The organism is Verrucosispora sp. FIM060022 (assembly GCF_003977705.1).
In the GTDB taxonomy this organism is placed as follows: Bacteria; Actinomycetota; Actinomycetes; order Mycobacteriales; family Micromonosporaceae; genus Micromonospora; species Micromonospora gifhornensis.
On the sequence record NZ_RQIV01000005.1, the window covers coordinates 103,794 to 124,934 of the forward strand.

At 70.7% G+C, this 21,141-nt stretch carries 17 protein-coding genes; 15 read left to right on the forward strand and 2 right to left on the reverse strand.

Going from position 1 to position 21,141, the window contains the following annotated elements:
- Positions 1 to 42 precede the first annotated feature (42 nt).
- Positions 43 to 1,098, forward strand: a complete 1,056-nt coding sequence (locus tag EG812_RS15755; RefSeq protein ID WP_013733464.1) for a hypothetical protein — start codon at positions 43 to 45, stop codon at positions 1,096 to 1,098.
- Between the two features lie 121 nt (positions 1,099 to 1,219).
- On the opposite strand, the gene EG812_RS15760 is transcribed toward EG812_RS15755, so the two are convergent.
- Positions 1,220 to 1,636, reverse strand: a complete 417-nt coding sequence (locus tag EG812_RS15760) for a hypothetical protein (RefSeq protein ID WP_126711967.1) — start codon at positions 1,634 to 1,636, stop codon at positions 1,220 to 1,222.
- 344 nt (positions 1,637 to 1,980) lie between these two features.
- On the opposite strand from EG812_RS15760, the gene EG812_RS15765 reads away from it, so the two are divergent.
- From EG812_RS15765 to EG812_RS15825, 13 genes are all read left to right on the forward strand, one after another.
- Positions 1,981 to 2,535, forward strand: a complete 555-nt coding sequence (locus EG812_RS15765; RefSeq protein WP_013733466.1) for a protein kinase family protein — start codon at positions 1,981 to 1,983, stop codon at positions 2,533 to 2,535.
- Positions 2,532 to 3,209 (forward strand): hypothetical protein, encoded by a 678-nt coding sequence (locus EG812_RS15770; RefSeq protein ID WP_013733467.1) that lies wholly within the window; start codon positions 2,532 to 2,534, stop codon positions 3,207 to 3,209. The genes EG812_RS15765 and EG812_RS15770 overlap by 4 nt, the downstream gene beginning before the upstream one ends.
- A gap of 59 nt (positions 3,210 to 3,268) precedes the next feature.
- Positions 3,269 to 3,622, forward strand: a complete 354-nt coding sequence (locus EG812_RS15775; protein ID WP_013733468.1) for a hypothetical protein — start codon at positions 3,269 to 3,271, stop codon at positions 3,620 to 3,622.
- Between the two features lie 52 nt (positions 3,623 to 3,674).
- A complete protein-coding gene (locus tag EG812_RS15780) occupies positions 3,675 to 4,418 on the forward strand; it encodes a DUF8175 domain-containg protein (RefSeq protein ID WP_126711968.1) in 744 nt (247 codons plus the stop codon).
- Between the two features lies 1 nt (position 4,419).
- On the forward strand, positions 4,420 to 5,697 hold the full coding sequence (locus EG812_RS15785) for a hypothetical protein (RefSeq protein ID WP_013733470.1): 1,278 nt from the start codon (positions 4,420 to 4,422) through the stop codon (positions 5,695 to 5,697).
- A 29-nt stretch (positions 5,698 to 5,726) separates the two neighbouring features.
- A complete protein-coding gene (locus EG812_RS15790) occupies positions 5,727 to 7,226 on the forward strand; it encodes an SCO6880 family protein (RefSeq protein ID WP_199743881.1) in 1,500 nt (499 codons plus the stop codon).
- On the forward strand, positions 7,223 to 8,998 hold the full coding sequence (locus EG812_RS15795) for a putative type IV secretion/conjugal transfer ATPase (RefSeq protein ID WP_126711969.1): 1,776 nt from the start codon (positions 7,223 to 7,225) through the stop codon (positions 8,996 to 8,998). Before EG812_RS15790 ends, EG812_RS15795 begins: the two co-directional genes overlap by 4 nt.
- Positions 8,995 to 10,758 (forward strand): type IV secretory system conjugative DNA transfer family protein, encoded by a 1,764-nt coding sequence (locus EG812_RS15800; RefSeq protein ID WP_013733473.1) that lies wholly within the window; start codon positions 8,995 to 8,997, stop codon positions 10,756 to 10,758. Before EG812_RS15795 ends, EG812_RS15800 begins: the two co-directional genes overlap by 4 nt.
- Before the next feature lie 5 nt (positions 10,759 to 10,763).
- On the forward strand, positions 10,764 to 12,239 hold the full coding sequence (locus tag EG812_RS15805; RefSeq protein WP_126711970.1) for a glycoside hydrolase family 19 protein: 1,476 nt from the start codon (positions 10,764 to 10,766) through the stop codon (positions 12,237 to 12,239).
- 19 nt (positions 12,240 to 12,258) lie between these two features.
- Positions 12,259 to 12,672: a DUF4913 domain-containing protein gene (locus EG812_RS15810; protein ID WP_126711971.1), complete on the forward strand. Its 414-nt coding sequence runs from the start codon at positions 12,259 to 12,261 to the stop codon at positions 12,670 to 12,672.
- A gap of 234 nt (positions 12,673 to 12,906) precedes the next feature.
- Entirely contained in the window at positions 12,907 to 14,508 is a 1,602-nt protein-coding gene (locus EG812_RS15815) for a DHA2 family efflux MFS transporter permease subunit (RefSeq protein ID WP_126711972.1), read from the forward strand.
- A 200-nt stretch (positions 14,509 to 14,708) separates the two neighbouring features.
- Entirely contained in the window at positions 14,709 to 17,270 is a 2,562-nt protein-coding gene (locus EG812_RS15820) for a M14 family zinc carboxypeptidase (RefSeq protein ID WP_126711973.1), read from the forward strand.
- A 161-nt stretch (positions 17,271 to 17,431) separates the two neighbouring features.
- Positions 17,432 to 17,989 carry a dihydrofolate reductase family protein gene (locus tag EG812_RS15825; RefSeq protein ID WP_126711974.1) on the forward strand — a complete coding sequence of 186 codons (558 nt, stop codon included), beginning with the start codon at positions 17,432 to 17,434 and terminating at the stop codon, positions 17,987 to 17,989.
- A 54-nt stretch (positions 17,990 to 18,043) separates the two neighbouring features.
- Here EG812_RS15825 and EG812_RS15830 read toward each other — a convergent pair whose 3' ends face one another.
- Positions 18,044 to 19,312, reverse strand: a complete 1,269-nt coding sequence (locus tag EG812_RS15830; RefSeq protein WP_126711975.1) for a cellulose-binding domain-containing protein — start codon at positions 19,310 to 19,312, stop codon at positions 18,044 to 18,046.
- A gap of 758 nt (positions 19,313 to 20,070) precedes the next feature.
- Between EG812_RS15830 and EG812_RS15845 the strand changes: the two genes are divergently transcribed.
- Positions 20,071 to 21,114 carry a LacI family DNA-binding transcriptional regulator gene (locus tag EG812_RS15845; RefSeq protein ID WP_126711977.1) on the forward strand — a complete coding sequence of 348 codons (1,044 nt, stop codon included), beginning with the start codon at positions 20,071 to 20,073 and terminating at the stop codon, positions 21,112 to 21,114.
- The last annotated feature ends 27 nt before the right edge of the window (positions 21,115 to 21,141 follow it).

Sequence of the window (21,141 nt, forward strand, 5' to 3'; positions counted from 1 at the left end):
TCCTGCTGGCGTCGACAAACGTCACGCACGTGAGGAGCCATCGTGTCCGATCCCGCTTACGAGTTCAGCGACCTGAGTGATCCACGGGGTCGCCGCGGCTCGGCGCCGCAGGGGGCCTTCGCCGACCCACCGCGCCCCCGGTTCTCCCGGTCCGCCACCACGCCGCTGGCGCCGATGCAGCGCCAGCCGCTCGAACCGATCCACGAGACCGAGCAGATGTACGAGGGCGAGCAACTGTACGACTCGCCGCCCTCGCCGACCGGGTCGATGGGGTCGACCGGCTCGTCGAGTTCGATTTCCCTGGCGGAGGTCGGCGCGGAAGTGGTCGCCGTCGCCGACAACGGGTCGATGCTGGCCAGGTTCGGTAAGCAGACGTTCTACTGGATGCAGACGGTGGGCGCGGTCACCAGTCTCGTCGGTGCCGGCATACGGGGCGCCTCGTCGGCTACCGAGAGCGCCGGAGATTACGTGCAGGGCGTCGGCGGACTGATGACCGCCATCGGTACGGCGTACACCAGCTACGAGACCGCCCGCGACGCGATGCGACAGGGACAGGTCGACCCGGAGACCGGGCTGGCGGCCCAGCAGATCCACCGGCTCAAGACCGCGACCAGCAAGCCTGCGGTGGAGGTCGCGGCGGATCTGGTCAGCTTCACCGGCGGCACCGTCACCGCCGTCGCGTCGCTGGTGCAGGGACGGCCGGACATCGCCTTCGCCGGGACCCTGGTCAACGCCACTGCTGCAGCGATCAAGGGTTTCAACGAGCGCCGCGGTGAACCCGACGTGGGTGGCGCCGAGTTCCTGATCGCGAACCGACAGAAGATCATGGCATTGGAGAACTGGACGAGGCTCCCCGCCAAGGTGCAGAGACCGCTTACCGAGTACTTCTCGAAGGTGGACCAGAAGGCCGACCGCAAGCGCGCCGCCGCGATGCAGTCGCATGCTGGCGCCGGCCGGCCTACGACGGGTCGGTCCAGCTCGGTCAGCTTGCCGTCCGGCAGCGGCTACCGCTACCAGCAGGACCCGCAGGCGGGGCTCACCGAGCTGACCCGCCGCAACAGCCAGGGCGGTCAGGGACGACGCGGCAGCAGAGGCTGACGTACCGTGCGGCCGCGACACCGTATGCCCGGTGTCGTGGTCGCCGGCAGCAGCGGTTCCCGGGTGCCGGTGCGCCGGCACCCGGGGCCGGTCCGCCTGCGCTGACCTGTGGCACGGGTACTCAGCGGGACCGCGCCTGATACCGCCGCCCGGATCCGCCGAGCACCGGCGGGGCAACCGGCCGGCGCCTCGCCCCGACGCCGCGCACACTGGTCAGCCGTGCCGCCGTGGTGTGGCCCGGACCGGACTCAGCGGCCAGCGCCAGCCGTCGCCAACGGGCGTGGTCGGCGGCCGTCCAGTTGCGTTCCCGCGATTCGGTCGGGGCGGCCGGATGATCGGCCGGGGTGGCCCGATGGTCGAGATACTCCTTGGCCGCCAGACCGCGGGCCTGGTTGACGCGACCCCAGGCGCGGTCACGCTCGCTGCTGAGCGCGTCCGCCTGCCGCAGCTGCGGCTGGTCCACCCAACTGTCGTCGGTGTGGACATGACGGACGCTGGTCAGTGCCGCGGCCTGCGCGACCACCTCGGACGATGGCACCGGGCCCGACCGCGTCGGGCGTCGTGAGCTGAGACCGCGTGCGGCCTCCTGGTGGCGGGACGGCGGTGTGACCATCTGTCTCCCTCCAGGTTGTGGATGCACCGTCCTCTACGGGTGCGACGCCGCCGGGTTCGTCGAATGAGGCGACTTTCCGAATCGGTCCGGGCCCGCCGCGCCGCATCGACCCGCGCCTCGGCGCTGGTGGTGACGCCCCGAGCGGACCGAGGAAAAAACCCCGAACTCGTTCTGAACCGACCGACCACTCGCACCGTTAAGCGGCCGTCACCGGTGCCTCAGCGGCATCCGGTAGGTGCCGAAGGCGAGCAGGAAGGGAGGCGGGGCAGATGGGCAACGGGTCCATGACGGTACGGCGACCGGCGGTGTCGGCCGGCGGAGCGGGGCGGACGCGACCGCTGACCGTGCCGGTGCACGACGATGGCCCGGCCGGGCAGCGTGACAGCCTCTCCGAGCAGGGCATCGGGTGGATCGGCGCGCACGGTGGTGCGGGCGCGACCACGCTGAGCCGGCTGCTGGGCGGTACCGACATCGGCTGCCGGTGGCCGGACCCGGCTCTCGCCGAACCCGCCCGGGTCATGGTGGTCGGCCGCACCAACCTGGAAGGGTTGCGGGCGGTCTCCCGCGCGCTGCACGCCCTGCGCGACGGCCGGCATCCGGCGGGGATGCGACTGATGGGCGTGGTGTTGATCGCCGATGCGCCCGTCCGCCTGCCGGCGCCGTTGCTCGGCCGGATCCGGCTGCTGCGGTCGATCGCGCCGGTGCACCGGCTGCCCTGGATTCCGGCCCTGCGGGTGGGCGAGGAACCGAAGCGGCTGCCGAGGCAACTGGATCGGCTGGCCACGGTGCTGGCCACCGGTGCCGAGGCGCGGAGGCGGTCATGAGCCGCATCGCCCGCACCGTCCTCGTCGTCGTCGGTGCCGTGCTGGGGCTGAGCCTGCTGGCGCCCTCGTCTGCCGCGGCGGCGGACGAGTACACCCTCCAGGTGCACACCAGCGGCGCCGCCTTCCTCTACACCCTCTGCCTGAAGACCGACACCACCATGAAGGAACCGCGTGGCAGTGACCGGGTCTGCACGGGCAAGCGGGGCTCGACCCACGGGACCTTCGACATGAGCGCCCCGTACGCGCCGGGCGACAGCGTGAAGATGGACATCGAGATGCACACCGGTCTGGCCGGTGAGTCGGTGACCAAGGACAACGTCGACATCACCGGTGCGCGCAGCTGCACGCTCTCGGGTGCCGTGCATGCCGGCAAGTTCCAGTGCGACAGCCCGATCAACACCATCAACTTCGAGCCGCCGGAGATCACGGCGTACACGGTGGACACGAACCCGAACAAGTCCGTGGCGAACCTGCTCAACCTGATGGCGTGGCTGGTCAGCGCCGCCGCAGTGGCCGGCCTGCTCATCACCGGCGCGACCCTGGCCGCGCAGTTGCGTCGCGGGGCCATGGAGGAGCGGACCGAGTACACGAGAAGCATCGCCTTCGTCTTCACGGCATGTCTGATCGCGACCACCGCCGGTCCGTTCGTCAGGTGGCTCGCCCTCACTGATTGACCCCTCGGCGAAGCACCGCCGAGCCCGCTCGACAACACATCCGAACTCAAGGAGCCGCAGTGTCCCTCTCCGACGTCTACTACAACAGCCTGGCACGGGTCACCACCCTGCTCGCGGCACCCGATCCGGCGGGTGGCGGCGGTACGGTCCCGCAGCCTTCGATCAACGGAACGCTGCCGGACGGTCTGTCCCAGAAGGTCCAGCAGGTGCTGAGCCTGATCGCCTGGGGCGGCACCGCGGCCGGTGTGGTCGGCATCTTGATCACCGGCGCGGTGATGGCCATCTCACACAAGCGCGGCGAGAGCTCGGAGCACATGAGCCGGCTCGGCATGGTGCTGGGCGGCTGCATCCTGGTCGCCACCGCCGGCCCGATCGTCAGCTGGGTGTTCGGCACCGGATCGTCCGGCACCTAGACCGACCGACCACACAGCGAGCACGCGGCCATCGCGAACCGGGAAAGGTGCCATGAGACTCAGATACACGTCCGACGACGACGCGGATCAGGAGAAGCCGTTCTGGCAGCACCGCCGCTGGCAGATGTCGGCCGGGTTTCTCGCCCTCGCGCTCTGCACCGGCACGGTCGCCGCGATCGGCGGCGGCCGGGACGCCAGCCCCAGCGTCGCGGCCACCCCGGGACCGGTGATCGGCAGCCTCGGCCCGGACGGCAGCCGGCCGCAGGGCTGCCGTACCGACGACTCCGCGCAGCGCATCCCGACCACGGCTCCCGACGACATCTCGTGGCGGCCGCTCAACGGGGCACGGGTGCCGCGTTCGGCCTCGGCCGGGCCGCGCAAGACCACCGGCCCATTGCTGTGGTGCTTCGCGCACACCCCGATGGGGGCGGTGATGGCGGTGCACACCATCTCCCGTCAGATGAGCGGGCCCGACTGGCGTACGGTCAGCCACCAGCAGCTCGTCCCGGGCCTGGGGCGGGACTACTTCGACGCGATGCGGGCGTCGATGGACGAGACCGGGCCGGTGCAGACCGTCAATACGCTCGCCGGGTTCCTGGTGCTGCGGTACTCGCCGAGCACGGCCACCGTCCGGGTGCTGATCCGACAGGCCAACGTCCTGTACGCCTCCGTCGACTACACGGTGGACTGGAACGGCGTCGACTGGCAGCTGCGGCCATTGAACTCGGGCGGCCTGCACACCCGCGCCGCCCCCGTCGTCTCGCTCGTCGGTTTCGTGCTCTGGGACGAGGTGTGACGTGGAGTGCGCCACCGGTGACGCCGTCTACATCGGCACGATCGGCCAGGTCGTCGGCTTCTTCGAGCGGGGCATCGACGGCATCCTCAGCGACATCGCCGCCGCGATCATGGGCGCCGCCGTCGAGCTCTTCGCCAACCTGGGCGATATTCCCACGCTCGGCGATCAGCAGCTCAACGAGAGCATCCACATGCAGACCGACTGGCTGGTCGTCACCATCGCGGTGGCCTCACTGCTGGCGGCGGCTTTCCGGGTGGCGCTGGAACGCAAGGGGCAGCCGCTGACCGTGGCGCTGTTGGGTCTGGTCCGGATGGTCCTCACCGTGGGGGCCGCGTGGACGGTGGCCAACTGGCTGGCCAGCGAGGCGGACGCCTACTCGCACCACCTCTACGAAGAGGGCATCAAGGCCCAGCTCAAGCTGATCGCCAACTGCGGCACCGACGGGCTCACCGCCTTCCTGCTGATCATCGTCGGGCTGTTGCTGCTGATCGCCGGCTGCGTCCACGTCATCCTGATGTACATCCGGCTCGGCGTGATGGTGCTGCTCACCGGCACGCTTCCGCTGGCCGCGGCGGCCTCGATGTCCGAGTGGGGCGGCGGCTGGTGGCGCAAGCACATCGCCTGGATGGTGGCCTGGCTGGCCTTCAAACCGGTGGTCGGGCTGATCATGTATTCGGGTGCGGCGATGATCGGCGCCACCGGAGACAACGCCAAGCACTACAAACTCGCCGGCGCCGCCGTGCTGTTGATGGCCGCCGTCGCACTGCCCGCGCTGATGCGGCTGGTCGTGCCGGCGATGGCGACGCTCGGCTCGCGGGACAGCAGCGGCACGGGCATGGCCGCCGCCGGCGCCGCGGCGGGTGCCGTCGCGACCGGCGCCAAGAAGATCGCCGGGGCCGGCGGCCAGGCGGCCTCCGCCATCTCGGGCAAACCCAGGCCGCCGAGCGGCAACAGCGCACCGACGGGCAGTGGCTCGCGCGGCTCGTCCGCGGGTGGCGCTTCCGGTGGCGGCTCCTCCGGCGGCGGTGCCTCCGGTGCCGGCGGTGGCGGTGGTGGCGGTGCCCCGGGTGGTTCCGGTGACGGCGACTCGGGTGGCTCCGGGAGCCGGTTGGCCGCCGCCGGGACGGCGGCGCGACGCGTCGCCGGTGGTGCCATCGGCGTCGCCGCCTGGACGGTGGGCCAGGGCGCCAGCGCCGTGCAGAAGACCGCGAGTGGGGCGCGCAGCACCCACAAACACGCCAGCGACATCGCCAGCGGTGCCCTCGGGGACCGGGACTGACCGAAGCCGCAACGAGGAGAAGGACCATCGTGAGTACGACCGCGGAATCCATGAAGACACCGACGTACGGCAACTGGCGTCGCCCCCGCAAGGCCGGGTTGGGCTCGCTGGGCCTGGTCGGGACCGTCGGCCTGTTCGGTGGGCTGGTGATGGTCCTGATCTCCTCGATGGTCTCCCTGAACACCGCACTGGTGGTCGGGCTCCCGTTCGCGTTGATGCTGGCGCCGCTGGCGATCCGTACCGCCGACGGCCGCAACGTCTACAACATGGCCGCCGTCCGGATCGGTTGGCTGCGCCGCAAGTCGCTGGGGCGGCACCTGTACGCCTCCGGACCGCTGTCGGCGCGCCCGGGTGGCCGCTTCCGCCCGCCGGGACTGCTGAGCCGGGTGACCATGCTGGAAGGGCGCGACCCCTACGACCGCCCGTTCGGGGTGCTCTATCACCGCCACCGCAACCAGTACACGGTCGTGCTCGCCTGCGAGCCCGACGGTGGGTCGCTCGTCGACCCCGACCAGGTCGACACCTGGGTGGCGTTGTGGGGCGAGTGGCTGTCCCGGCTGGCGCACGAGCCCGGGCTGCGTGGCGCTGCGGTGGTCGTGGAGACCGCCCCGGATCCCGGTACCCGGTTGGCCACCGAGGTGCTGGGTCGCATCTCACCGGACGCGCCGCCCGCCGCCCGCGCCGTCATGGAGGAGGTGGTGGCCAGCTACCCGGCCGCGTCGTCGGAGATGAACACCTTCCTCACCCTCACCTACTCGGCGCCCGGCGGCGCCCGACGGGACCACGACACGATGGTGGCCGATCTGGCGCTGCGCCTACCGGGTGTCCTGGGCGGGCTGGTCGCGGCCGGCGGCGGCTCGGCGGAACCGCTGTCCGCCGAACGGATCGCCGAGGTCGTCCGGGTCGCGTACGACCCGGCCGTCGCCGCCGAGGTGCTCGACGTACGCGCCCAGCACGGCCACACCGGCCTGGAGTGGGCCGACGCCGGGCCGGCGGCGACCGTCGAGACGGTGAGCCACTACCAGCATGATTCCGGGGTCTCCCGCAGTTGGCTGCTGACCCTGGCCCCGCGCGGCACGGTGCGCTCCGGCGTGCTGCGCAGCCTGCTGGACCCCGCACTGGGTATCCGCCGCAAACGGGTCGCCCTGGTCTACCGGCCGATCGACCCGGCGACCTCGGCGAAGATCGTCGAGTCGGACCGCCGGTCCGCCCAGTTCATGGCCAATTCGACCCGAGGCCTGGTCCGGGCCCGGGCGATCTCCGAGATCGAGGCCGCCGAGCAGACCGCGGCGGAGGAGGCCTCCGGGGCGGGTCTGGTCGAGTTCTCGATGCTGGTGACGCTCACCGTCGACTCGGTCGCCGAGATCCGCGACGCGGAGGTGACCATGCGCAACCTGCTCGGTGCCACCCGGATCGCGATGCGTCCGGCCGACCGGATGCAGGCAGCCGCGTTCTCCTGCGCTCTGCCGGTCGGCATCCTGCCCTGGGAGCAGACGATGGTCCCGCACGAGTTGAAGGAGGCGCTGTGAGCTCCGGTGCCCTGTTCCGCCTCGGTGCGGGCTGGCCACGCGGCGCGTCCGGGGCCCGTACCGCCATGTCCGACCTGGTGGTGCCGGCGGCCGAGGACCAGGACCGGGAACCCGACGAGGGCGGCAGGGTGTCAGCGCGGTCGCTGCGCCGGCAGCGGCGGCGACAGGCGCAGCAGGACGCCGCCGAGCAGCGCTACCTGCGACGCCTGGCCCGGGCCAACCGGGAGGACAGCGTCCCGCACCGTGGCTCGTACGCCCTGGGTGGCGGTCGGGTGGCGGCGGTGGACCCGCCCACCATGTGGCGGGCCACCACCGTGCAGGCCTGCGGGCTCTGGCCGTTCGCCTCCGGTTCCGGTGCCCCGATGACCGGGATCCCGCTCGGGCAGCACATCCACACCGGGGCCACGGTCTGCGGTGACCCGCTCAACTGGTTCACCCGGGCCCGGTACATCTCCAACCCGTCGCTGTTCATGCTCGGCATGCCCGGCCTCGGCAAGTCGACACTGATCAACCGGATGCTGATCGGGCTGAGTGCCCAGGGCGTGGTGCCGCTGGTGCTCGGTGACCTCAAACCCGACTACGCCGACACCGTCCGCGCCCTCGGTGGACAGGTCATCTCCATCGCCCGAGGGGTCGGTGGACTGAACATCCTGGACCCGGGCGCGATGGGCGCGGCCGCGGCGAAGATCGGGGGACAGGCGGGTAACGCCCTGGCGGCCGAAACCCACGGTCGGGTCCTCAACATGGTCGCGGCACTGCTCACCATCGTCCGGGGCGGCCCGATCAGCGACCACGAGCAGTCGGTGCTCTCCGCCTGCCTGCGGCACCTGCGCGAACGTACCCCCCAGGGGCGGACGTTCCGGCTGCCGCAACTGCTCGCGGTGCTGGAGGAGGGGCCGCCCCGGGTCCGGCAGGTCACCCTCGACCGGGGCCAGGAGTCCCGCTACCGCGACGCCGTCGATCCCCTGCACCGTTCGTTGCTCGGCATCCTCGACGGCCCGCTCGGCGACACCTTCGCCGCCGAGACCTCCACCCGCATCGACCCGGACGCCACCGCCGTCTGCATCGACATCTCCCGCATCGGTGAGGCCGACGGGCAGTTGACCGCCGCCGCGATGCTCGCCGCCTGGTCCGACGGGCTGGGCACGGTGGCCGCCTCGCACGCCCTGGCCGACGCGGGACTGGCCCCCCGCCGCTGGTTCTTCACCGTGCTCGACGAACTGTGGCGTCCGTTGCGGGCCGCCTCCGGCATCGTCGACCGCATCGACGCGCTGACCCGGCTCAACCGGTCACTCGGCCTCGCCGACGCGAAGATCACCCACACCCTCAAGGACGCCGAGGCGCTCGGCAGCGAGGCCGACAAGGCCAAGGCCCGGGGCTTCGTCGAACGGGCCGGCATGGTGGCCTGCGCCGGCCTGCCCCGGGCCGAGATGGAGGAACTGGGCCGGGTGGTGGGGCTGTCCCGACGCGAGATCGACCTGGTCTCGTCCTGGTCCTCGCCGCCGGGCTGGGCGCAGGACGGCGGCAACGAGGAGCCGCCCGGCCGGGGCCGGTTCCTGATCAAGGTCGGTGGTCGTCCGGGCATCCCGATCCGGGTCGCGATCACCGACACCGAACGCCACCTGCACGACACCAACACCCGCTGGATCGCCAACGGCGATGCCGACCGACTCCTGGCCGAACGGGCCGCCGCGGTGCGCGCGGTGACCGGTGGCGACCTGATCGCCGGCGACCCGGACGGCTGGCGGCACGATGGGCCGGGGCGACGATGAGCCGGCAGGACGGAATCGGCGGCGACTGGCTGCCGTGGCTGATTCCCGGCTTCGCGCTGGTCAACCTGGTGGTCTTCGTGCCCTTGTGGCTCGGCGGCACCCTCGCCGCCCTGCTCACCGGGCACGGCTGGCAGCCGCCGCCGTTCACCCTTCAGGTGTACGTCCGCCTGGTCAGCGGCGCCACTCAGGAGCTCTGGCCCGGCGTACCGTCGTATCTGGTCTATGGCGGGGCCGTCGCGCTGGTCCTGGCCGGCGCGGCCCCGCTGGCCCTGCTCGTGCGGGGGTTCGTCCGTCGTCGCCGCGAGCCCCGCAGCCTGGCCCGCCCCCGCGAGCTCAGCGCCATGACGGGCAAGGGGCTGGAAGCCCGCGCCCGCGACCTGCGCCCCGGCCTCAAGGACGTCGCCCGGCTGCACCCCGACGACACCGGCAACCTGCTCGGTGACCTCGTGCCCGCCGGCCCGGAGCTGCGCTCCTCCTACGAGGACGTCGAACTCGACCTGATGGCGCCCCGGGCCGGCAAGTCCACAGGCATCGCCATCCCGCGGGTGCTGCGGGCACCCGGGCCGGTGCTGCTGACGTCGAACAAGTCCGACGTGTTCACCGTCACCCGGCAGGAGCGGACCAGGGTCGGCCGGGTGTGGACCTTCGACCCGCAGGGCATCGCGTACACCGAGCGCGACATGTGGTGGGACATGCTCAGCGGCTGCGACACCATCGAGGGCGCGCGCCGGCTGGCCGGGCACTTCGTCAGCTCCGTCAACGACGACTCGTCGAAGAAGGACTTCTGGATCGCCGCGGCGCAGAACACGCTGACCGCGCTCTTCCTCGCCGCGTCCCGCAGCGGCGCGACGGTCAACGACCTGCTGGCCTGGCTCGCCGACCCGGCCGACCGTACCCCGGTCGACCTGCTGCGCGACGTCGGCATGACCGCCATGGCCGATCAGTTGCAGGGCACCGTACGCGGCGCCGTCGAGACCCGCGACGGCATCTACGAGACCGCCCGGCAGTGCGTGGCCTGCCTGCTCGACCCGGAGATCCTGGCCTGGGTCAGCCCCGATCCGTACCGTCCGCAGTTCATCCCGGAGCAGCACGTCCTCGGCCGGGACACCCTCTACCTGCTCTCCAAGGACGGTGGTGGCTCGGCGGCCGGGGTGATCGCCGGGCTGGCCGACTCCGTGATCCGGGCCGGGGTGGTCGCCGCCGAACGGATGGGCGGACGACTGGACCCGCCGATGACCGCCATCCTCGACGAGGCGGCGAACGTGTGCCGCATCTCCGACCTGCCCGACCTCTACAGCCACCTCGGCTCACGCGGGATCAGCGTGGTGACCCTGCTGCAGAGCTACCGGCAGGGGGTACGGGTCTGGGGCGAGGCGGGCATGGACGCGCTGTGGAGCGCCGCCACCGTCAAACTGCTCGGCGCCGGGCTCGACGACGCCGACTTCGTGGACAAGGTGGCCCGCCTGGTCGGCCAGCACGACGTGCGTACCCCCAGCTACTCCCGGTCCAAGGACGGCTCGTCGCGGTCGGTGTCCTACCGGCAGGAGCAGGTGCTGCCGGCGGACAAGATCCGCGCCCTGCCCAAGGGCACCGCCCTGCTGCTGGCCACCGGCGTACGCCCGGCGTTGATCCGGCTGCGCCCCTGGTTCCGGGAGCCCAACGCGGGACCGATCGCCGCGGCGGCCAAGGCCGAGGTGCAGGCCATCACCGACCGTGCCGCGGCGAGCTGGAGCCGCCGCGAGTCCCGCCAGGTCGGCTGAGCGCCATGGCGTTGCGCAAGGCCCAGGCGGCCCGGCAGGCCGGCAGCTCGGTCTTCAAACTCGACGCCTCGCAGCTGCTCTGGCTGGTCGTCTCGGTGGTCGGACTGTTCCCGCTGATCGTCCTGGCGCTGCTGGCCCTGATCGTCCTGCTCGTCATCTTCGCGATGGCCGGCGGCTCGCAGCTGACCTCGGCCTCGTCGGATCCGTCGGACACCGGCGGCCAGACGTCCCGCCTCAACGCGCTCATCGAACTGTCCGGCGGTGACGGCCGCGGCACCTTCGACCCGACGAAGGTGCCGGATGAGGACCTGGTCGCACCGATCCGGGCCGCCGCCAAGGAGTGCGACCTGCTCACCCCGGTGATCCTCGCGGCGCAGATCGACTACGCCTCCGGCTTCGACGCCGACAAGGAGGGCCCGCAGGGCCGCAAGGGACTCTCCCAGCTGGCCCCCGAGGTGTTCGACGAGTTCGGTGCGGACGACGACGACAGCGGTGAGGCCTCCGTGCTCGACGCCGAGGACTCGATCCACGCGCACGCCCGCTACTTCTGCCACCTGGCCGAGCGGACCGAGCAGCTGCGCAAGGACAAGAAGGTGGTCGGCGACCACCTCAGCCTGACCCTGATGGCCTGGGACATCGGACTGGAAACCGTCGAGGCCCAGGGCGGTATGCCGGTGCTGGCCCTGGGCGCGTACCCGTTCCAGGTGCGTGGGCTCTTCGCGAAGTACACCACCACCGGCGACGAGGAACCCGACTCGGACACCGCCCCCGGCGACCCGGACCAGGAGCCGGAGCCCGACGACGACAGCGCCACCGCGCCGCCCGGGCCGGACGGCACCGACACCGACACCGACGAAACCGCGGTGCTCAGCGAGGCGCAGTTCACTGCGATGTTCCCCCACCGGAACTCCTTCTACACCTACGCCGGGCTGACCGACGCGATGGCCAAGTTCCCCGCCTTCGCCGGCACCGGCGACGAGCAGACCCGCAAGCGGGAGCTGGCCGCCTTCCTGGCCAACATCAACCACGAGTCCGGTGGCCTGGTGCACGTGGAGGAGATCAACCAGGCCGCCTGGGGCAACTACTGCGACGCCGGCCAGCCCTACGGCTGCCCGGCCGGGCAGACCGCGTACCACGGGCGCGGACCGATCCAGCTGAGCTGGAACACCAACTACAAGGCCGCCGGCGACGCGCTCGGCCTGGACCTGCTCCACCAGCCGGACCTGGTACGCGACGACCCGTCGGTCGCCTGGCAGACCGCGCTGTGGTTCTGGATGACCCAGACCGGCGCGGGCCGGATGACCGCGCACTCCGCGATCACCGGCGGCGGCGGGTTCGGCGAGACCATCCGCACCATCAACGGCGCCCTGGAGTGCGGTGGCGGCAATCCCGCCCAGGTGCAGGCCCGCGTGGAGGCGTACCAGCGGTTCGCCGCCGACCTTGGCGTCGACCCCGGTGACGAGAGCACCCTGCGGTGCTAGGACGACAGGGAGGACAGTCATGACCCAGGTGGGTCCGGTCGTCGAGGAGACCGACGAGGAAGGCAAGCCCTTCTTCATCCTCTACCTCGACGCCGCGGAGTACGAGGAAGAGCTGCGCCGGCTGTCGTACTGGGTGGAGAACCTGCTGCTGCCGGTCTACGGCGGGGAGGTCAGCTCCTCGTCGCCCTGGTGCCCCCGCTGGTGGGAACACCCGGAGGCGATCGCCTACCTGCACGGGCTCTGGCTCGCCTGGCAGGAACGCACCGGTCCGCAGGCGAACGGCTCCGACCCGGCCACGTGGCATCAGAGTCACCTCTGGCCGACCATGGACGCCCTGCGCAGCCCCAACGGCCCGTTCGCCGGGTGCAAACCCGGGTCACACCGTTCGAAGGAGCGGCCGCAGGTCGACGGCGACGCCCCGCACTCCTGGTGAACCGGTCACCGGGACGCGTACGTCGTACGGCACCGCCCGGCGGCGTCCCGGTGACCGATTCCCACCGTGACCAGGAACACGTCACGTGTCGGTCTGCTGACCGTTAATCCACGCGAGTTTCGTCGCTGGTGCGGGTTAATCTGCGCTGCGGGTTAGCGCCCAACGGTCATGCCCGCCATCGCCGGCTGGTGCCGCCAGCGACGCCCAACGGGCACTTTCGATTCAGGAGACCTCGTGACACAGCAATCGGTCGCGGCGTCGCAGCCTGTTCCGACCTCGGACAAGCTCGACGCTGCGGTTCTCAAGGTGGCGGGCGTCGTCGTGCTCGGCGCGATCATGTCGATCCTCGACGTGACGGTGGTCAGCGTCGCCCTGCCGACCTTCCAGAGCGAGTTCGACGCCTCGTACGCCCGCGTCGCCTGGACGATGACCGGCTACACCCTCGCGCTGGCCACGGTGATCCCGCTCAGCGGGTGGGCCGCCGACCGGTTCGGCACGAAACGCCTCTACATGATGGCCCTGGCGCTGTTCACCATCGGCTCCGGGCTCTGCGCCACCGCCGACACCATCGGCCAGTTGATCGCGTACCGGGTATTGCAGGGTCTCGGCGGCGGAATGCTCATGCCGCTCGGCATGACGATCATGACCCGGGCGGCCGGGCCGCACCGGATCGGCCGGTTGATGGCGGTGCTCGGCATCCCGATGCTGCTCGGCCCGATCGGTGGCCCGATCCTCGGCGGCTGGCTGATCGACGTGGCGAGCTGGCACTGGATCTTCCTGATCAACCTGCCGATCGGCCTGGTGGCGCTGGCGTACGCGCAGAAGGCCCTGCCGAAGGACAATCCCGAGCCCTCCGAGTCGTTCGACTTCCTCGGCATGCTGATGCTCTCGCCGGGACTCGCCCTGTTCCTCTACGGCGTCTCGACGCTGCCCGAGACCGGCACCTTCGCCGACACCGGGGTGTGGCTGCCCATGCTGATCGGTGCGGCCCTGGTGGTGGCGTTCGTCATCTACTCGTTCCGCCCCCGGCACCCGCTGCTGGACCTGCGGTTGTTCCGCAACCGTCGACTGACCGTGGCCGCGGTGACGATGTTCGTGTTCATCATCGCCTTCATGGGCGCCGGGCTGCTGTTCCCCAGCTACTTCCTTCAGGTACGGGGTGAGTCGACCCTGGCCGCCGGTCTGCTGATCGCGCCGCAGGGCATCGGCGCGATGTTGACCATGCCGATCGCCGGCATGCTCGCCGACAAGGTGCCGGTCGGCCGGACGGTGCCGTTCGCGCTGTTGCTGATCATCGCCGGGTTCGCCACCTTCACCCAGATCGACGCGAACACCTCGTACGTGCTGATCTGCGGCTCGCTGTTCGTGATGGGCCTGGGCATGGGTGGCACCATGATGCCGATCATGACGTCGGCGCTGCGGACGTTGACCGGGCACGAGGTGGCCCGCGGCTCCACCCTGGTGAACATCCTCCAGCAGATCGGCGGTTCCATCGGCGCCGCGGTGATGTCGGTGATCCTCACCAACGAGTTGAACAACTCCCGTCCGATCCCGGGCGTGACCGACCCGAACGGCAACCCGATCACCGAGACCGGCCTGGCCATCGCGGCGCAGCAGCAACCGGAGCTGCTCCAGCAGTTCCCGGTCGAGCCGTCGCTGATCGAGCGCGGGTTGGACTTCGCCGCCGACGCCTTCGCCACCACCTTCTGGGTGGCGTTCGGGCTTGTCGTGTTGACGCTCATCCCGGCGGCGTTCCTGCCCCGGCGGCGCGAACGCTCCCACCTGCTCGACGACCAGTCCGGCGACCAGCCGAAGGCACCGGTCGTCATCCACTGATCACCTTCAGCGAAGGGGCCGCCGGAGTGTTCCGGCGGCCCCTTCGGCGTTTCGCGCTGAGGCCGTCTCCGGCCCACTGTCAACCCCTCCCGGCACCCGCCAAACTCAAGATTCGGTCAACCGGGCAGGAGATGGGCCAGCGAGGACGGTCGACGCCGATACGTTGCTCCCCACACTTGCACAAGCAGAAGGAGGGAAGAATGCGGCGCACTCGACAACGCATCGCTCTTCTCGCAGTACCCGTTCTGGTGGGAAGCGTCCTGCTGGCGGGCCAGCCGGCGGTCGCGGAGCCCGCGGCGACGCCGGCTGCCGACGCCGAGCGCTCCCACCTGGAACACGCGGACCACGCTGACGTGGTGCGCGTCCACCTGACCGGCTCCGACATGCTGGACGAGGTGGCGGCCGCCGGCTTCGACCTGGAACACGGCCTGACGCGGGTGCCGGACGGGATCGAGGCCGAGGTGGTGGCGACGCCCGAGCAGGTCGCCGAACTCGAGGCGATGGGCGTCCGGATCCTGGCCGAGGGCGAGGGTTTCACCTGGAGCGATGAGGCTGACGGCGGCTTCGCAGCCGCCGCCGGCGCGCGGGTCGCCGCGAGGTCCGCTGCGGCGACCGACAGCACCGCGGCGACGAGCACGTCGACCTACAGCCACCAGGCGACGGTACGCATCGCCCGCGCCGACTGGTTCACCACCAAGGGCCAGGGCTTCCTCTACGTCGAGGCGCGCACCACCGAGGGTGCGCAGACCAACCCGATCATCGGCATGCAGGTGGAGAACGACTCCGGGCCGGGCACCGACTTCGCCCTCGCCCGGACGATGAGCCGCTTCATCGACTCCGGCCAGTACATGTTCCACCGGAACCTGTTCAAGCTGGACACCCGGCCGAGCAAGATCCGGGTCACCAGCTCCACCGGTGGCGTAGCGGTCGGCCCGGTGTCCGACTGGTTGGAGGACGGCGAGCCGCCGCTGACCGACAAGCCGGGCTACAAGTGGAACCTGGTCGACGGCTACAAGCACCCGCAGCAGCTGCACGACCGGATCGAGGAGATCGCTCGGGAGAACCCGAAGATCGCCGAGATCGTGTACCTGCCGTACAAGACGAACGGCTACCAGCGGAAGGCGCAGGCCACCATCGGTGGTACCGGTCAGTCCGCGGTCGTCGTCACCTCCGCGGCCTGGGGCCACGAGGGCGGCAACGACATCACTGTCGAGTTCGTCGACCGGCCCGGCGCCAACCTGCCGCTGTCCGTAGAGGTCAACGGCAAGGCCGTACGGGTCCTGCTCGCCAAGGACTCCTCCGGTGCGCTGGCCAGCACCGCCGCTCAGGTGGCGACGGCCCTGAAGACCCAGTCCAACGGGCTGATCGACCGCTCGCACCCGTACCGCACGAACGCCGGCACCGGCATCGTGCAGCCGACGGCTCCGGTGGCGCTGACCGACTTCCTCGACCAGAAGCGCGTCGGTGCCCCCGAGGGCGACGTGCCGCGTGGCCCGAACACCGTTCGTGTCCTGCGGATCGGCAAGCACCGGGACGGCAAGAAGCCCGGCGTGCTGATCCAGGCGCAGGACCACGCCCGCGAGTGGGTGCCGGCGACGACCACCCTGGAGACCGCGGAGCGGCTTGTCGCCAACTACAAGACCGACAAGGAGACCAAGAAGATCGTCGACAACACCGACATCTTCCTGATCCCGAGCAACAACCCCGACGGGGCGAACTACAGCTTCTACAACAACGCCTCGCAGCGTCGTAACCTGACCAACCACTGCGCGGACGACAACGCCGACCCGGGTCGCCGCAACAACTGGGGCGTCGACCTGAACCGCAACTACCGGGTGGGTTCCGCGCAGGACGGTTACTCGGGTGGTTCGTTCAGCTGCACCAGCGACACGTACCAGGGTCCGGAGAAGCTGTCGGAGCCGGAGGCGAAGAACATCGTCTGGCTCGCCGAGACGTACTCGAACATCAAGTTCTTCATGTCGGTGCACTCCAACGGCGGCCAGCTGTTCTGGCAGCCGGGCTCCTACAAGGCCGACGGGCGGGTCACCACCCCCCGTCCGCCGCTGGGTGACGAGATGTTCTACTGGCAGGCCGCCTCCCGGATCCTGTCCCAGGTGAAGGCGTACCGGGAGACCGTGGTCACGCCGCAGAACGTGGGTGGCTCGTCCGACGTGCTCTACTCGTCGGCCGGCAACGTCCGCGAGGACCTGTACCACACCTACGGCATCTTCTCCTTCGGCTGGGAGGTCGGTGGCTCGGTATACAACCCGGCGACCGGCAACTGGCAGGGCGGCTCGTTCCAGCCGCCGTGGGAGGGCAACCCCGAGCTGGTCAGCGGGCACGCCGAGACCATGGAGTACGCCAACGGCATCATGGAGATGTTCCGGATCGCGGCGGAGTGGGGCAAGGACAAGAAGGCTCCCACCTCCACGCTGGTGCCGGGTGCCGGCCGGTTCTCCGGCCCGGTCGACGTGCGGTTCGAGGTCAGCGAGCCGGCGACCATCTACTACACCATCGACGGCAGCCGCCCGACCCTCGACTCGCCCCGCTACAAGGCGACCGAGTTCCGGGAGCCGGGCGAGGTGTTCCACGTGACCGAGACGACCACGTTCCACTGGTTCTCGGTCGACGCGGCGGGCAACATCGAGAAGAACTACGACCCGTCGAAGGCCGACAAGCGCAACAACTTCAACAAGGCCACGATCACCATCGGTGACGCGGAGCCGGAGAAGCCCAAGAAGCCCAAGAAGGACAAGAAGTAGTCCGCTGAGGTATGCCGGTGCCCCGTCGGTGCGAGCTTTCGCACCGGCGGGGCACTGCTCGTCGGCGAGGAAAAATTTCCTCGTCGGCTGTCGAATCCCGCCGGGCCCGTTCGACGTTCTGGTGAAGGCACCACAGATCGCCGATGAAGGAGACCCGCGCCATGCGTACGTTGATCGTCACCGAGTTCATGTCCCTCGACGGCGTGATCGACTCGCCGGGCGGTGGCAGCCACCCGCACGCCGGCTGGACGTTCAAGGATGTGCCGATGGACGAGGCCGTGTGGGAGATCAAGGCCCGCGAGGAGCAGGAGGCGGGCGCCTTGCTGATCGGCCGGGTCAGCTACGACGAGTTCGCGCCGGTCTGGCCGACCATGGAGGAGTTCGCCGAGTACAACGCGATGCCGAAGTACGTGGTGTCGACCACGCTCACCGACCCGCAGTGGCACAACACCACTGTGTTGCGGTCGCTCGACGAGGTCGCCGCGCTCAAGCAGGGCGACGGCGGCACGATCCTGGTGCACGGCAGCGCCACCCTCGCCCAGGGGCTCGCCGCCGCCGGCCTGGTCGACCGGTACCACCTGCTCATCTTTCCGCTGCTGCTCGGCGGTGGCCGGCGGCTGTTCGCCCCGGACGGGGCCGACAAGCAGCGGTTGACGCTTGTCGAGCACGCCACGTACGGCAACGGTGTGCAGTTGGCGGTCTACGACGTCAACCACTGATCCGTTCTCGTCGGCGCACCCCCGGACACGGGGGCCGGGGGCGCGCCGACGCGGTCAGTAGCCGTACCGGCTCTTGAGGTGGCGCCACCAGTCGCGCAACATCCAGGCGTCGAACTCGGTGATCGAGCTGGCGCTGCCGGCGCGCATCAGGAACCCTCCGACGCCCGACGGCGTCCAGTCGTAGAAGTCGTCGAGGCCGAACGTGTGCCCGATCTCGTGCAGCAGGATGTGCATGTTCTCGGCGTTGAGGTTCGACATGAAGTACTCGCGGCCCATCCGCTGGCCCCAGTCGCCACCGGCGCCGCCGCCGAACCCGTCGGTCAACCACAGTGACTGGTCGTAGTGGCGGGCCGCCCCACCCGGGCAGTTGGGGTACTGGCCGCCCTGGTTGAAGAACCGGCCGCACTCGGGGGCGCACTGCGGCGCGTTCTCCCGGATGTTGTTGACGTAGACGTCCACGGAGTTGTCGTTCCATTGCAACTGGTTGCGGTCGCGTACCGCCCAGCCGACGACCCGGATCGGCACGTCCCGGTACGGCCAGGCGTTGTGGCCGGCCATCACGTCCATCCACTTCTTGTACTGGCGGGCGAGGGTGGCGTGGATCTGGTCCCGTTGGGTCGCCGTGACCGGGGCGGAGGAGTCCCAGCGGACGCAGAAGTTGAGGTAGCCACGGTTGGCCATCACCTGGTCCCAGCCGTAGTTGCGGAAGCCGTACAGGTTGCCGTTGTTGTAGGTCTGCTCCACGTGCTGCCACACCTGGTTCAGCGGCGACACCAGGTGGGCCGGCGGGTTCCAGCCGCTGGTCGGCGGCGGGTTCGTCGGTGGCGTCGTCGGCGCGGCGGTGGTGGGTGCGGGGGTGGTCGGCGGCGGTGCGGGGGTGGTCGGCGTGGGTGTGCCAGGCCCGCTGGTGCAGGTCACCCCGTTGAGGGCGTACGAGGCCGGTGCCGGGTTGCTGTCGCGGAAGGAGCCGTTGAGGCCGAAGGTGGCACCCGCCCCGGTGGCCAGGACGCCGTTGTAGCTCACGTTTGTGGCGCTGACCTGGGTGCCGGTCTGGGTGACGGTGGCGTTCCACGCCTGGACGACGCGCTGCCCAGCGGGGTACGCCCAGGTCAGCTTCCACCCGTCGACCGGGTCACCGAGGTTGGTGATGGTGACGTCGGCACCGAAGCCGCCGGACCATTGACTGGTCACCCGGTAGTCGACCCGGCAGGCCACGGCGACGGCGGCCTGCGCTGCGGTGACCACGATCGCGCCCCCGCCGATGGTGGCCAGCGCGGAGACCATCGCCACCATGATCCGCGTGCCCGTTCTGAACGATCTCATGAGGCTCCTCCACTCGTCAGTCCCCTCAGCGATCGCCGACGCCCGAACACCAAGAGGTGATATAGATTGGCTTCTATACAAACTAAGGTGGCGCGGCGTGACGTAACAGTCGCCTCAACCTCCGTTTCGCGGGCACCGCCGTAATTCCCGGCACCTCTTGCCGAAAACCCTTTCGTCCGCAAAGCTGCCCACCCTCCACCCCGCCGCCCTCACACCCCACCCCTCGCCCACCCCCACCCCTGCCCCGCCCCCCCCGCGCGCCCTGCCCGCGCCGATCTTGCGCTTTTGGTCGGGGCTTAACGGACCAAAAGCCGTATAGCGGCGACCGAAAGTGCAAGATCGCGGGGGTGGGGGTGGGGGTGGGGCGGGGGCGGGGGTGGGGGCGGGGGCGGGGGTGGGGGTGGGGGTGGGTGAGGGGCGGGGCGGGGCGGGGAGGAGTGGGGCGTGGGGGGAGGGTGGGTGGGTGTGGACGGGTCGGGGTGAAAGGGGGAGGGGGCCGTCTCAGCTTTCTGTGCGAATCTCCTGACGGGCATTGCCGAAATCGCTTTCGGCGTTCATTGTCAGAGGTCAGGTGACGTCGGTGGTGGAGGGGGCCACCGCTTCCTTCGCCGCGCGTCGCGCGGGCACCTCCTGACGAGGAGAGCAGGGTGATCGAGAACAGCGGCCGTGCCTGGCCGGACAGGGAGCGACCAGCCCCGTCCGTCCTCGCACGCGGCAACGAAGCCGAACGGCCGGTCAGAGCTTCGGGCCGTTCGATCATGCGGGACGTCGCGGAACTGGCGGGCGTGTCGGCCCAGACGGTCTCCCGCGTCATCAACGGGCATCCGTACGTCGCCGACCACACCCGACAGCGCGTCCTGGACGCGATGCGCCGGCTCGACTACCGGTTGAATCCGGCCGCCCGCGCCCTGGTCACCCGCCGCTCCGGCACGCTCGGGATCGTCGGCTACGAGAGCCCGCTCTACGGGCCCACCTCCATGCTGTACGCCATCGAGGGCGCGGCTCGGGCCGCGGGCTACTTCGTCAGCGTCGCCAGCCTGCGGCACCTGGATCGTCGATCGGTGTTCGAGGCGGTCGACTGGCTCCGCCGCCAGTCGGTCGAAGGGCTCATCGCCATCGCACCCAAGCCCGCCATGGCCGACGCCCTGGCCGAGGCGTCGTCCGGACTGCCGGCGGTGACCGTGGGTGGCGGCTGCACCGAGGCCGTGTCGAGTGCGCAGATCGACAACGTCGAAGGGGCCCGGCTCGCCACCCGACACCTGCTCAACCTGGGCCACACCACCGTTCACCACCTCGCTGGCCCGCAGGACTGGCCGGAGGCGCGGGAGCGGGTCGCCGGCTGGCATGCCGCGCTGCGGGCCGCCGGGGCGCCGACGCCCGCCGTGGTGCCCGGTGACTGGAGCGCCGGTACCGGCTACGAGCAGGGCGAGCGGCTCGCCCGCGACCGCAGCGTCACGGCCATCTTCTGCGCCAGCGACCAACTCGCCCTCGGTGTGCTGCGGGCGCTGCACGAGGCCGGTCGGCGGGTACCGGGTGAGGTCAGCGTGGTCGGATTCGACGGCAGCGCCGACGGGGCCCACTTCCTGCCCCCACTGACCTCGGTCCGGCAGGATTTCGCCGAGCTGGGCCGGCGCAGTCTGCGACTGCTGCTGGAGCAACTCGACCGGCCCGCGTCGGGCTCGCGGCCCCGCCGTGACGTACTGGTGCCGGAGCTGGTCATCCGCCGCAGCGCGGCGGCACCCTGCGACGACGACCACGCAGCCGCGGACCTGACCCTGTCCGGCCCGTCACGCGGCACCTGAGCCCTTCGCGTGGGCGCTCTCGAACCG

Coding starts and splice junctions, on each gene's coding strand:
- EG812_RS15810 (WP_126711971.1), top strand. CDS start 12,259: ATGACCCAGGTGGGTCCGGTCGTCGAGGAGACCGACGAGGAAGGCAAG.
- EG812_RS15805 (WP_126711970.1), top strand. CDS start 10,764: ATGGCGTTGCGCAAGGCCCAGGCGGCCCGGCAGGCCGGCAGCTCGGTC.
- EG812_RS15830 (WP_126711975.1), bottom strand. CDS start 19,312: ATGAGATCGTTCAGAACGGGCACGCGGATCATGGTGGCGATGGTCTCC.
- EG812_RS15770 (WP_013733467.1), top strand. CDS start 2,532: ATGAGCCGCATCGCCCGCACCGTCCTCGTCGTCGTCGGTGCCGTGCTG.
- EG812_RS15800 (WP_013733473.1), top strand. CDS start 8,995: ATGAGCCGGCAGGACGGAATCGGCGGCGACTGGCTGCCGTGGCTGATT.
- EG812_RS15780 (WP_126711968.1), top strand. CDS start 3,675: ATGAGACTCAGATACACGTCCGACGACGACGCGGATCAGGAGAAGCCG.
- EG812_RS15845 (WP_126711977.1), top strand. CDS start 20,071: ATGCGGGACGTCGCGGAACTGGCGGGCGTGTCGGCCCAGACGGTCTCC.
- EG812_RS15820 (WP_126711973.1), top strand. CDS start 14,709: ATGCGGCGCACTCGACAACGCATCGCTCTTCTCGCAGTACCCGTTCTG.
- EG812_RS15825 (WP_126711974.1), top strand. CDS start 17,432: ATGCGTACGTTGATCGTCACCGAGTTCATGTCCCTCGACGGCGTGATC.
- EG812_RS15765 (WP_013733466.1), top strand. CDS start 1,981: ATGGGCAACGGGTCCATGACGGTACGGCGACCGGCGGTGTCGGCCGGC.